12 protein-coding genes are annotated in these 11655 nt (G+C 62.8%); all 12 read right to left on the bottom strand.

The window, feature by feature from the left end; translation table 11 throughout:
* Nucleotides 1-28: 28 nt before the first annotated feature.
* Nucleotides 29-1135, bottom strand: coding sequence for a redox-regulated ATPase YchF (gene ychF, locus ACRTGH_RS06120; RefSeq protein ID WP_368847659.1), 1107 nt, complete (start codon nucleotides 1133-1135; stop codon nucleotides 29-31).
* Nucleotides 1132-2838, bottom strand: coding sequence for a plasmid pRiA4b ORF-3 family protein (locus ACRTGH_RS06115; RefSeq protein WP_368847658.1), 1707 nt, complete (start codon nucleotides 2836-2838; stop codon nucleotides 1132-1134). The genes ychF and ACRTGH_RS06115 overlap by 4 nt, the downstream gene beginning before the upstream one ends.
* 202 nt (nucleotides 2839-3040) lie before the next feature.
* Nucleotides 3041-4147, bottom strand: a complete 1107-nt coding sequence (gene alr / locus ACRTGH_RS06110) for an alanine racemase (protein ID WP_368847657.1) — start codon at nucleotides 4145-4147, stop codon at nucleotides 3041-3043.
* A gap of 37 nt (nucleotides 4148-4184) precedes the next feature.
* A complete protein-coding gene (gene serS, locus ACRTGH_RS06105) occupies nucleotides 4185-5468 on the bottom strand; it encodes a serine--tRNA ligase (protein WP_368847656.1) in 1284 nt (427 codons plus the stop codon).
* A 128-nt stretch (nucleotides 5469-5596) separates the two neighbouring features.
* Nucleotides 5597-6673: a hypothetical protein gene (locus tag ACRTGH_RS06100; protein ID WP_368847655.1), complete on the bottom strand. Its 1077-nt coding sequence runs from the start codon at nucleotides 6671-6673 to the stop codon at nucleotides 5597-5599.
* Nucleotides 6674-6917: 244 nt separating this feature from the next.
* Nucleotides 6918-7319, bottom strand: a complete 402-nt coding sequence (locus tag ACRTGH_RS06095) for a hypothetical protein (protein WP_368847654.1) — start codon at nucleotides 7317-7319, stop codon at nucleotides 6918-6920.
* A 154-nt stretch (nucleotides 7320-7473) separates the two neighbouring features.
* Complete coding sequence (gene hypE / locus ACRTGH_RS06090) at nucleotides 7474-8478, bottom strand: hydrogenase expression/formation protein HypE (protein WP_368847653.1); 1005 nt, start codon at nucleotides 8476-8478, stop codon at nucleotides 7474-7476.
* Entirely contained in the window at nucleotides 8468-9568 is a 1101-nt protein-coding gene (hypD, locus tag ACRTGH_RS06085) for a hydrogenase formation protein HypD (RefSeq protein WP_368847652.1), read from the bottom strand. Before hypD ends, hypE begins: the two co-directional genes overlap by 11 nt.
* 10 nt (nucleotides 9569-9578) lie before the next feature.
* Complete coding sequence (locus tag ACRTGH_RS06080) at nucleotides 9579-9815, bottom strand: HypC/HybG/HupF family hydrogenase formation chaperone (protein ID WP_368847651.1); 237 nt, start codon at nucleotides 9813-9815, stop codon at nucleotides 9579-9581.
* The gene (locus ACRTGH_RS06075) at nucleotides 9815-10609 is read right to left on the bottom strand and encodes a HyaD/HybD family hydrogenase maturation endopeptidase (protein WP_438474821.1); all 795 of its coding nucleotides are present in this window, start codon (nucleotides 10607-10609) and stop codon (nucleotides 9815-9817) included. Before ACRTGH_RS06075 ends, ACRTGH_RS06080 begins: the two co-directional genes overlap by 1 nt.
* Nucleotides 10558-11220 carry a hydrogenase nickel incorporation protein HypB gene (gene hypB / locus ACRTGH_RS06070; protein WP_368847650.1) on the bottom strand — a complete coding sequence of 221 codons (663 nt, stop codon included), beginning with the start codon at nucleotides 11218-11220 and terminating at the stop codon, nucleotides 10558-10560. Before hypB ends, ACRTGH_RS06075 begins: the two co-directional genes overlap by 52 nt.
* Before the next feature lie 4 nt (nucleotides 11221-11224).
* Nucleotides 11225-11566 carry a hydrogenase maturation nickel metallochaperone HypA gene (gene hypA / locus ACRTGH_RS06065; RefSeq protein ID WP_368847649.1) on the bottom strand — a complete coding sequence of 114 codons (342 nt, stop codon included), beginning with the start codon at nucleotides 11564-11566 and terminating at the stop codon, nucleotides 11225-11227.
* Nucleotides 11567-11655: the final 89 nt, after the last annotated feature.

The following is an 11655-nucleotide window of genomic DNA, read 5'->3' as shown; positions in this document are numbered from 1 at the left end:
CTCTTCGCCCTGCCGTGGAAGGGCAGGCCTACACGTTGAACCTGAAGTACGTCACATCGCCGTCCTGCATCACATAATCCTTGCCCTCGAGGCGAACCTGCCCCTTCTCCCTCGCAGCTGCCGTGCTGCCGGCAGCCATGAGGTCGTCGTAGTTCACGATCTCGGCGCGGATGAAGCCTCGCTCGATATCCGAGTGGATCTTTCCCGCCGCCTTCGGTGCAGTCGTGCCCGCAACGATCGTCCAGGCACGGCACTCGTCAGGCCCCGCCGTCAGGAACGTCAAAAGCCCCAGCAGCTCGAAGGCCGCCTTGATCAAGCGGTCAAGCCCGCTCTCCTTGAGCCCCAGTTCCTCCAAGAACGCCTTCGCATCCTCGCCGTCCAGCTCGGCGATCTCCGACTCCACGCGCGCCGAAACGACGACAACCTCCGAGCCTTCCCGCGCCGCGTACTCGCGCACGGCAGCGACATGCGCGTTGCCCTCGCCGTCCTTCGCCGCCTCTTCTTCGGCGACGTTGGCGACATAGAGCATCGGCTTCAGCGTGAGGAAGTTCATCTCCTTGATGAGTTCCTTCTCGTCCTCGGAAAGCTCCAGGCTCCGCGCCGATTTCCCCTCCTCGAGCACCGCCTTGATGCGGCGCAGGATTTCGTCCTCGGCCTTCGCCTCCTTGCTGCCGCTCTTGGCGAGTTTGGCCAGCTTCATGATGCGCTTTTCCAGCACCTCGAGATCCGCGAGGCAAAGCTCCGTCAGAATCGTCTCAATATCGCGCACCGGATCGATCGTCGCCGCGACATGCGTGATATTCGTATCCTCGAAGCAGCGCACGACATGGGCGATCGCATCGACTTGGCGGATGTGCTCGAGGAACTTGTTACCCAGCCCCTCGCCCTTCGAAGCGCCCGCGACAAGCCCTGCGATATCGACGAAGCGCACGGAGGCCGGCGTCGTCTTCTTCGACTGATACATCTCATGCAGCGCCTGAAGACGTGCATCGGGTACGTCCACGACGCCGACATTCGGCTCTATCGTGCAGAAAGGGTAGTTAGCAGCCTCGGCGCCCGCCTTCGTGATCGCGTTGAAAAGCGTGCTCTTGCCGACATTCGGCAAGCCCACGATACCTACATCCAAATTGCTCAATCTGATTTCCCCTTATTCCTATCCTTCAAAAAAACGACTTTCTGCTGCGCAGTTTTTTTCCGCTGCGCCTTTCTTTCCCGCTTCTCCCGCTGCCGTTCCTTGAGCTCATTGACTGTGAAGCCCCGGTTGGCAACGCTGCGCGTGTTGTCGTGCATCCGGTTCATGAGGCGGCGCAGCATGACGTCCTGCTCCTTCTTGACCCCATCGAGGAAACCGTCTCCCTTGAGCAGCTCGCGCACAAAGGAAACGGGAGCGCCCGCGAGGAAGCTCCAGAGGATGCGGCGCATCACGTCCTCGGCCTCCTCCTCGTCATAGCCGAGTTCTTCCTCGAAAAACGAATACAGCGCCTCGTTGTCCTCCGCTTGGGTAAGGCCGTCGCCCCGGGCAAAAATTGGGATCTCCTGCGTGCTCGGGATATAGAAATCTCCGTCCCCCTGCTCATCGAGAATGACGGCGATCTCCTCCTCATCAATGCCCGCCGCGACAAACGCCTTGCCTCGGCGCAGGGAGCCTGCCCGAAACTCCGGCGGCACTGCCTGCAGCTCTTTTCTAAGCTCCTCCGGCGAAAGCTTGCCGACATTGCCCTGTCCGTAAAGGCGCACCAAAACTTCCAGCGGCGTCACGCCGTAGAGCACATTCGCGGCCAGGACGCAGTCGAGCAGCCAGCTGCGGCGGCGGCGCTTTTCGTACAGTTCGGGGCTGGTCCCGGCAACGAGGGGCAGAAGCGCCTCCGCCGTCTCGCGCGCCATGACTGCCTCGCCCTCCAGCGTCTCGGCGATGTAGCCGGCGGTGGAAAGGATTTCGAAGGAATCGCCTGCCTTGTCCGCAAAACGATCCGGGTCGGCAAAAAAACGCTGCACGGTCAGAAGTTCCGCATCGCCGAGACAGACGAAGTAATTTTCCAATACGGCGGGCTGCAGCATGTGGTTCGCCAGCATCTCGATGAGCGCCTGTTTGCGCGTGCCCTGGCGCGCCGCCAGGCCTTTTCCTTCCGCCATCGTCAAAAGCTCGTCCTTCGGGAAGCCTTCCAGCATCAGCGCCAATGTCGGCGGCATGCGTTCCTCATCGCTCGCGTCCGCGATGCCTTGTTTCATGACCGCGCCCAGCACAACCGAATCCGGTGACATATGCGCCCGTTCTCCTGTGCGCCGCCGCGTGAAGAAGCCCAGCTTCCCCGCTTTCACATCTTCGAGAAGCTCCTTCTTGGTGCGGAAGTCGTATCTGCGCCGATCGATGCGGCACCACGAAGCCAAATATTCGTTGGCCTGCGCCATGCTGCAAGGGCTTTTTTTCCCCTTCGCTCCCTTATTCTTCTGCGCCGGATATAAGCCGTCCCATTCCAACACCTCGGGAGCGCGCCCTTTCCAAGGCTCGACAGCCTTTTCCAGGAACACATCCGCGTAGTGCTTTTCCCCGGCTTCCGTAAAGCAAAGGTAGACAAACCCCTCTGTTTCTTCTATATAGTTGGCAATGTAGCTGTAAGCGGCGTCATACATCCCTCTTCGCTTCACGCCCTCCGTCTCGGCAAATACCAGGTCCCTGTCCGGCAGGGAATACATCGACGACCACTCCGTCCCCCACCCTATGGACAAATCGAGAACAAGCGCGAGCTGGCTGAACGTCAGCTCCGAGGGCACAAGAATCCTCCGGCGGACCTCAGGGCCCCTGCCGCGCAAAATAACCTCCAACCGATAAGCCTTCATGCCGCTCTCCCTTCACCGACTGCACGCCGCCATAATACTCCTCATATTATACTCTATCCGCAGCAGTTATTCCAGTATGATCGCCCGACATGGATGCGAGAAAAGTCCCGCGCTTTGGCAAAAAGATGCACAAGGCGCGAAAAGCCGGCGCAAAATGATATGCGCCAGCTTTTCCTCCATCCCGGCGGGCCGTTGCCGCCTTTCATCGATAGACGCGCGGGATGCGCGGCGACATGAGGCAGGGAATCTCGTAGTTGATCGTGCCCAGCCAAGCGGCGAGGTCGTCGGCGGTCAAGGTCGGCGAACCGAAAACGACGGCCTCCGTCCCCACCTCGACGCCTTCGATTCCCGTCACATCGACCATGCACTGATCCATGCAGATACGGCCGACGACGGGCGCGGGCTGCCCGTTGATCTCGACATGCGCCTTGCCGGAGAAGGCGCGGACATAGCCGTCGGCATAGCCTATGGGCAGTGTTGCAATGCGGCTCGCAGCTTCGGCGCGCCAGGCGCAGCCGTAGCCGATGGTGCTGCCTGCCGGCACGTCCTTGAGGAACAGCACCTTAGCGACGACCTTCATCGCCGGGCGCAGCCGCGCCTCATGCACGACCTCCTCGCTCGGCCACAGCCCGTACTGGATGATGCCCGCGCGCACCATGTCGAAATGCGTATCGGGCAGCTCGAGAATGGCCGCGCTTTCGGCGATATGGCGCAGCGCAAGACGGATGCCGGCCGCCTCGATGCCCGCCAGCGCCAGCTGGAAGAGCGCGAGCTGCTCACGCGCATGGCTCTTGTCGCTCGCGTCCGCCATGGCGAAGTGCGAGTACGCCCCCTCCAGCTCGATGCCCGGCAGAGCGGCAATCCGACGCGCGAGTGTGCCCGCCTCCTCGGGCGTGACGCCGATGCGCCCCATGCCCGTATCTATGGCAAGATGCACCTTGGCAATCCTGCCCTGGCGCGCCGCCTCCTCGGAAAGGCGCTCGGCGAGCGCGAAGCTCGCGACCGTCTGCGTCGCGCCAAGCGATACGACTTCGGCCGCCTCAGCCTCGTCGATGAGCCCCAGGATGAGGAGCGGCATCGTAAAGCCGGCGCGGCGCAGCTCCGCCGCCTCCTCGACGACGGCGACAGCGAGATAGTCCGCACCGCACTCGACGGCCTTCCGCGCGACAGGCAGAGCGCCATGCCCGTAGGCGTCCGCCTTGACGACGGCGCAGAGCTTCGCGCCGCCCCGAGCCGCCGCCCGGATGATCCTATAGTTATGCGCCACAGCGTCGAGATCGACCTCCGCCCAGACTGCACGCTTCGCCATGGTTCCGCCTCCTTCTCTTCGGGAATCCCCGCCGTCTTCAAGCCTTGGGCGGCTCGATGACCTCGACGCCGCCCATATAGGGCAGGAGCGCCTTGGGTACGCGCACAGAGCCGTCGGCCTGCTGGTAATTTTCCAGAATCGCCGCAACCGTGCGTCCCACGGCGAGTCCCGAGCCGTTCAGCGTGTGGCAGAACTCCGGCTTCGCCTTCGGCTCGCGGCGGAACTTGATGTTCGCACGGCGCGCCTGGTAGTCGAGGCAGTTCGAGCAAGAGGAAATCTCGCGGTATGTATTCTGCGCCGGCATCCAGACCTCGATGTCGTACGTCTTGGCCGAGGTGAAGCTCATATCGCCCGTGCAGAGAAGCACAACATGGTAGGGAATCTCCAAGAGGCGCAGCACATCTTCCGCCGCATCGACCATGCTCTCAAGCTCCTCCCAGGATTCCTCGGGCTTCGTGAACTTGATGAGCTCCACCTTGTTGAACTGGTGCTGACGGATAAGGCCGCGCGTGTCGCGTCCGGCGCTGCCCGCCTCGGCGCGGAAACATGCCGTATAGCTCGTGTATCGCTCGGGCAGCTTCCTGCCGTCGAGGATTTCGTCGCGATGGTAGTTCGTCGTCGGCACCTCCGCCGTCGGCACGAGGTAGTAGTCGAGCCCTTCGAGCTTGAACATGTCCTCGGCGAACTTCGGCAGCTGCCCCGTGCCGATCATGCTCGCCTCGTTCGCGATGTAAGGCGCGAGCATTTCCGTATAGCCGTGCTTTGCTGCATGGAGATCCATCATGAAGTTGATGCAGGCCCGTTCAAGACGCGCCCCGAGGCCCTTGTAAAAGGTGAAGCGTGCGCCCGTAACCTTCGCGGCGCGCTCGGCGTCGAGAATGTCGAGCGCTGTGCCGAGATCCCAATGCGCCTTGGGCTCGAAATCAAATTTCCGCGGCTCTCCCCAGCGGCGCACTTCGGGATTTTCCGAGTCGTCCTTGCCGACGGGAACATCATCCTTCGGCATGTTCGGAATATTGAGCAGGATATCGTGCAGCTCGTTTTCCACCTCGCGCGTCTCCGCATCCAAAGCGCTGATGCGGTTGCCGACCTCGCGCATTTCGGCGGAAATGGCCGCGACATCCTCGCCCCGCTTCTTTTTCGCGCCAATCTCCTTCGACACGCTGTTGCGCCGCGCCTTGAGCTCCTCCGCCTGCTGCAGGAGCGAGCGGCGCTTTTCCTCAAGCTCCCGGAAGCCGTCGAGGCGCAGCGAATTGCAGCGCTTTTCCAGCATGGCCTGCACTTCGTCGATATGATCCCTGACAAATTTGATGTCCAGCATGTCATGTCCCCCATCCGACGGCGTCGCCCGCCGCCAAAATCATTGATTCATCATATTCCCACATTATAGCATACACGCAGCAAAAGTGGCAAAGCCGCGCGCTTTCGCTTCTTGCGCAGCCGACGGCCTCAGATCCGTATCTCGAAATTGCCCTTGCCGTCCTTGCCCTGCGCCTCCTCCTGCTGCAGGGATGCAATGCGCTCGGCCTGACGCACTTCCTCGGCTGCCGCACGGTCTCTCCCCTCTTCCAACATGCGGCCGGCCTCGCGAAAGGCGGAAAGCGCCTGCGCCAAGGACGCCATGCCTCCCGCTGCGGGCGGCGCCTCCTCAGCGGGAGGCACAGGGTGCGGCGCAGCGCCTGCCCGCACCGGGGCGTCATTCGCCGTCCGCCGTCCGGCCTGGCTGCGGACAGACGGGTAGCGTCCGCCTGCGCGGGGCGCACTGCCCGCCGCGTCCACCGCTTTTGCAAGCGATGCGGGAGGCGGCACAGCAGCAGCGGCAAAGGCTGCCGCCCCCGCTGCGGCAGGCTTCGCACCCGCGATGGCGGCAAGTCCCGCAGCAGCGACGGCAGCGGCTCTTTCCGCCTGCCGTTTCTCTCTTGCGGTGCGCTGCGCCTCGATTTCTGCCAGCAGCTCTGCTTCCTTCGCAGCGCGTTCAAGGGGCGTCGGTTCCCCTGGCTTTTTGGAGCTCAGTTTTCGCGCAAGCAAAAACACCCCCGCAAGGCAAACGATGAGGAGAAGCGGCCAATACGCCATAACAGCGCTCGAAGAATGCGCGTCCGGCGGCAGCAGGCCGGACGCTTCTTTCGTTTCCGTCTTCGCCGCCCCTTCCGGCGCGCCTTGCGCCGCCTGCGGCAGATTCGCCGGCTGCTGCACCGTCGTCCGGCTTCCTGCGCCGTCTGCCGCCTTGTCCTTGCCCGCCGCTTCGTTCAGCGGCAGTTTGCTGTCGCCCGGCCCTTGCTTTTCTGTATTCTGGTTCTTCCGCTCCGGTGTGCCTGCAAGGCGCTCGCCCGCCGCGCGGGCATTAGCGGCAGCCTCCTGCCCAGCGCGAACGGCATCCCGGGCTTCCTGCTGCACGCCTTCGACGGCCGCCTGTCCTGAAGCGCCAAAATCCGGCAAACCGCCCACAGCCCCCGAAGCCTGCTCCAGCCCCGGCGACACCGGCGGTGTCGGCGGCGTCGGAGCCTTCGGCATAGCAATCGCCATAAGAAATCCACCTCCCGGCTCTCTTCGTTCCATACCTATCATACGCCATCTCCACGACAGCCGCAAGAGCGCCGCTGCGCGGCTGAAGGCATCCGTAATGCCTCGAATCCATCCCTATAGAGGAAAAGCCCCGCGCTGCCGTCTTTGCAGCGCGGGGCTTTTCCTCTATGGACGCAGCCGGCAGCAAGAAACCCTTGCGCCCGTTTCCTCCGAACTTCATGGCGAAAGCGTCAAATCCCCCGCCCTACTTCTCGTAGCCCTGCTGCCAGGCGTAGAGATAATCGACGATGGCAGCGAGCGGAGAGCCCTGAGCATAGACGCGGGGCGACTGCGGCACGCTGGAGCTTTCGGAAATCTCGCGCTCGTCGTAAGTCATCGTTGCCGAATAGAGGACTTGATACGTCTTCGCGCCATAATCAAAATGCATCCGATAAGCATACATCGTATTGTCCTTCGCTTTGATGATGGCGACATTCGCCGTATATTCATGACTGCTGTCGATTGAAATGGAATAAATATCTACATAATAACCCGTGTCGCCCTCGGCATCCACGAAACGCAGCCCTTCGTCACTCGCCAGACAGGGAGCCGCCAGCAAGATGAGCAGCAGCACGGAAAGGCCGGCCGCCAAAGCAATTTTTCGCATCCTATCGTCTCTTTTCCTTCCTTAGTCAATGCTTGGCACATTACTTTTCTATTATAAAAAAAACATCATCACCCGTCAATGGAAAAAAAGGGCAGCCCGCATCGGTCAACGCCAGTTCATCGGCTGCCCCCGTCGGGCTTGGCTCTAGGCCGGGTCAGCAGATCCTCGGAACAATGGCGCCCGACGGCATGTCGACGATGCGCAGGCCGCCGAAGGCCGTCTCCATGGCGACGATGCCGGGTTCTTCGGCTGTCGTCCGGCCGATGCAGCAGGCGTTTTCACCGTAGCGCTCCCGGCGCATAGCGGAAAGCACGGCTTCCGTATCCTCGGGTGCGCAGAAGGCGATGATCTTGCCTTCGTTGGCAAGCTCCAAGGGATCGAAGCCGAGAAAGGCAGCGATGCCCTCGACCTCTTCCCGCACGGGCAGCGCCTCTTCCTCGATGATGATACCGACCTTCGCCGCTGCGGCGATTTCGTTGAGAACTGCGGCCGCGCCGCCGCGCGTCGCATCCCTCATGCAGGCTAAGGACGGAGCTGCGCGGCGCATAGCGGAAGCGAGGGCGCCGAGCGGGGCGCAGTCGCTTTGCAGGCTCTGCGGGATCTCGATGCCGTGGCGCTCCGCCATGACGGTCGCCGCATGGTCGCCGAGCGTGCCCGAAAGAACGACGTCCATGCCGGGGCGCACGCGCTGCGGCGCCATGGCCTCCCCCTCGATCTCGCCGAGACCGGCCGTATTGATGTAAACGCCGTCCACCGCCCCCTTGCCGACGACTTTCGTATCGCCCGTGACGATGGCGACGCCTGCCTCATCGGCAGCGAGACGCATCGAGCGCAGGACGCGGCGCAGCTCTTCCATCTCCAGCCCTTCCTCAAGGATCAGGGAGCAGGAGATATAGCGCGGCACGGCGCCCGTCACCGCAAGGTCGTTGACCGTGCCGCAAACGGCGAGCTTGCCGATGTCGCCGCCGGGGAAGAAGCGCGGCGCGACGACAAAGGAATCCGTCGTAAAGGCGATGTTCGGGCCAAGCGTGAGCACTGCGCCGTCGTGCATTTGCTGCAGGAAATCGTTGCCGAACTCGGGCAGGATGACGCTTTCCATCAAGAGCCGGCTGAGCTCGCCGCCCGCGCCGTGCGCAAGCGAAATCTTTTCATTTTCCAAAGTGAAACCTCCCCCTGCCATATTTGTACCAAGCAGCGCAGACACCTTCAACGGAAACCATGCACGGCCCGACGGAGTGCTCGGGCGTACAGCCCTTGCCAAAGAGCGGACAGTCCGTCGGACGGACGGCGCCTTTGAGCACCTCGCCGCAGCGGCACGCCGTCTTTTTCTCCACACATTCCAGAGCCAGCGGCAGGACGCGTTCGGCGTCGAAAGCGCCAAAAGCCTCGCGCAGGCACAGCCCTGAGCGCGGTATGATGCCGAGGCCGCGCCATTCGGCGTCCGTTTCCTCATAGACGCGCGCGAGAACGGCGAGCGCCGTAGGATTGCCCTCCGGACGCACGACAGAGCCGTACTCGTTCTCGATGCGCGCCGTCCCCTCCGCCGTCTGCCGCACGAGCCGCCAGACGGCGCGCAGGATGCCGAGCGGCGTAAACCCCGCGACAACGCCGGGCTTCCTGCCGGCCAGAAAGCGAAAGACGCCCGTGCCCGTGACAACCGTAGCATGACCGGGCAGCAGGAGACCGTCGACACGCACCGCAGGATCGGCGAGCAAAAGCTCCACCGCCGGCGGCACGAGCTTCTGCGCGGAAAAAAACAGGAGGTTGCCGATGCCCTCAGCCTCCGCCTCGAGAACGGCAGCCGCCTCGGTCGGGGCCGTCGTCTCGAAGCCGACGGCGAGAAAGACGACCTTCTTTTCCGGATTTTCCCGCGCAATGGCGAGGCTGTCGCGCGCCGAATAGACCACGCGGATATCTGCCCCCGCAGCGCGTGCATCGGCAAGGCTTCCACAGCTTCCCGGCACCTTGAGCATGTCGCCGAAGGTCGCGAGGATGACGTCCGGCAGCTTCGCATAAGCGATGGCCTTGTCCATATAGGCATCGCTCGTCACGCAGACGGGACAGCCGGGTCCCGACACGAGCTCGACGTTTTCCGGCAGGAGCTGGCGCAGTCCCGCACGAAAAATCGCAACCGTATGCGTGCCGCAGACCTCCATATAGCGCAGGCGTCTGCCCGCAGCGAGACGGCCGATGTCCGCGAGAAGCTCCTGTGCGGCCTCTTTTTCTTCCCGGGGCGTGAGCTTTGCCACGATCTCCCTCCTAATCCAATTCCACGGTGCGTGCAGCGCCCCGCATCTCGGAGAGAAGCGCGTACGTCTCCTCTGCCTCCTTCTCGTCCACAAGCTGCATGGCAAAGCCTGCATGAACGAGCACATAGTCGCCCTGCTTCGCCTCCGGCAGCAGCATGAGGCTCGCCTCGCGCTCCACGCCGTTCACTGCGACGCGCGCCAAACTGCCCGTGATTTCGAGAACCTTTGCCGGTACAGCCAGACACATCAGCCTTCGCCCCCTCTCGCGATCATTTCCTGTGCCGTAATCCGGCGCGCCAAAGGCGACGACGCCTGCCGGCCTGCGGCCGAGGCGGGCGGCCCGTCCTCTGCAGAGCCGACAGGCGCATCCGCCGTCATGCCGTTCCATGCCGCATCCGCCGCCCCGGCCTCCGCCACGCGCGTATGGCAAAGGCTTGTCCGCTGCACCTTTTTCACGGGCACGATGCCCCAGCGGGCGAGCTCCTCGAGCGCACGCCGCTCCATCTCGGGCAGAAGCGCAGCCATCGCGGGCGTCAGGGCAACGCCTGCGCCGACGGCATAGGGCTGTGCGCCGAGCACGACGACAGAGGGAATCGGGCGGCCCGTCACCTCAAGCGTTGCCAGCACATCCTGGATGCCGACCTCGTGCACGGAAAGCTTGTCCTGGAAATGCGCCATAACGGCCTCGTTCTCGAAGCGAAAAAGCGTGCCCGCCGCCTCTCCGCCGTTGATGGAATCGAGCACGAGAAGGCGCTCCGTTCCCGTGATGAAGGACAGCAGTTCCGCGCCGAGCGTGCCGCCGTCGATGAGCTGCACCTCGGGCGGGAAATCGTACGTTTCTCGGAGCAGCTCCAGCGCACGGACGCCGAAGCCCTCGTCCTGCAGGATGACGTTGCCGATGCCGAGGACGGTCACGGCAGGCGCAGCCGTAAGTTCCGCCATGGCCTTTGCCATTTCTTCGGGCGAAACGTCAAGAAAGTCCGCTCCCATCAAACCGCCTCCCGCTTTCTGCGCACCTGCTGCCGGAGCCAATCGAGCCAAGCCTGAAGCCCCTCGCCCGTACGGCAGGCAACGGGCAGCACCTCGATGCCCGGATGAATCGTCCGAATATCGCCCACGGCGCTTTCCATATCGAAATCCGTATAGGGCAGAAGGTCGATCTTGTTCAGGAGTGCGATATCCGCCTCCTTGAACATCAACGGATACTTCAGCGGCTTGTCGTCGCCCTCCGTGATGGAGAGGACGACCGCCTTCCGGTCCTGTCCGAGCTCGAATTCCGCCGGGCAGACGAGGTTGCCGACATTCTCAATGACGAGGAGATCGAGCGCGTCGAGGTCGAGCGAGGCCAGCGCCTCTTCCACCATCGGCGCGTCGAGATGACAGCCGCCGGCCGTATTGATCTGGATGACAGGCACGCCGTGCCGCTCGATACGCTCGGCGTCTTTTGTCGTGAAGAGATCGCCCTCGATGACGGCGAGCCGCATCTCGTCCTTCAGCGCCTCGAGCGTATATTCCAAAAGCGACGTCTTGCCCGATCCCGGCGAACCCATGAGATTCAGCACAAAAACGCGCCGTGAGCGAAAGAGTTCCTCGTTTTTCGCCGCGACTGCATCGTTCATTTCAAGGACGTTTCGCATGACCTTGACTTCCATTCTTTCAGTCCACCTCCAGAGATTCCACCTTGAGCTCCCGCCCCGAAAGGATTTCCAACGCTCCGCTTTTGCAGACAGGGCAGAGGAACGCATATCTCTCGACATGCTGCTCCTTGCCGCACGCCGTACAGCGGCCCACGAGCGGCACGGCTTTTATGGCGAGCTCCGCTCCCTCGGCGATCGTCCCCTGCGTGACGGCCGCAAAGCAGAAGCGCAGCGATTCCGTTTCCACGCCTGCCATTTCGCCGAGCAGAAGACGGATCCTGCCGATGCGCCTTGCCCCGTTCTCCTTTGCCGTTTGAAGCGCTATATCAAGGATGCTCTCGGCAATCGCCATCTCGTGCATTCTATCGCCCCCCTGCAACGAAAAGCCCCCTCCGGCGGCCGGCCGGAAGGGGCAATCCCTCCAAGTCCCAATCTGCATCTTCCTGTCAT

The organism is Selenomonas oralis (genome assembly GCF_051603425.1).
In the GTDB taxonomy this organism is placed as follows: Bacteria; Bacillota; Negativicutes; order Selenomonadales; family Selenomonadaceae; genus Selenomonas; species Selenomonas sputigena_A.
Note: the sequence above shows the minus strand (reverse complement) of the source record. Positions and strands in the feature narration are given on the sequence as shown.

What these genes read in the sequence shown, in the direction of transcription:
- ACRTGH_RS06115 (WP_368847658.1), bottom strand. Translation starts at nt 2,838, where the DNA reads ATGAAGGCTTATCGGTTGGAGGTTATTTTGCGCGGCAGGGGCCCTGAG.
- alr (WP_368847657.1), bottom strand. Translation starts at nt 4,147, where the DNA reads ATGGCGAAGCGTGCAGTCTGGGCGGAGGTCGATCTCGACGCTGTGGCG.
- serS (WP_368847656.1), bottom strand. Translation starts at nt 5,468, where the DNA reads ATGCTGGACATCAAATTTGTCAGGGATCATATCGACGAAGTGCAGGCC.
- ACRTGH_RS06100 (WP_368847655.1), bottom strand. Translation starts at nt 6,673, where the DNA reads ATGGCGATTGCTATGCCGAAGGCTCCGACGCCGCCGACACCGCCGGTG.
- ACRTGH_RS06095 (WP_368847654.1), bottom strand. Translation starts at nt 7,319, where the DNA reads ATGCGAAAAATTGCTTTGGCGGCCGGCCTTTCCGTGCTGCTGCTCATC.
- ACRTGH_RS06080 (WP_368847651.1), bottom strand. Translation starts at nt 9,815, where the DNA reads ATGTGTCTGGCTGTACCGGCAAAGGTTCTCGAAATCACGGGCAGTTTG.
- hypB (WP_368847650.1), bottom strand. Translation starts at nt 11,220, where the DNA reads ATGGAAGTCAAGGTCATGCGAAACGTCCTTGAAATGAACGATGCAGTC.
- hypA (WP_368847649.1), bottom strand. Translation starts at nt 11,566, where the DNA reads ATGCACGAGATGGCGATTGCCGAGAGCATCCTTGATATAGCGCTTCAA.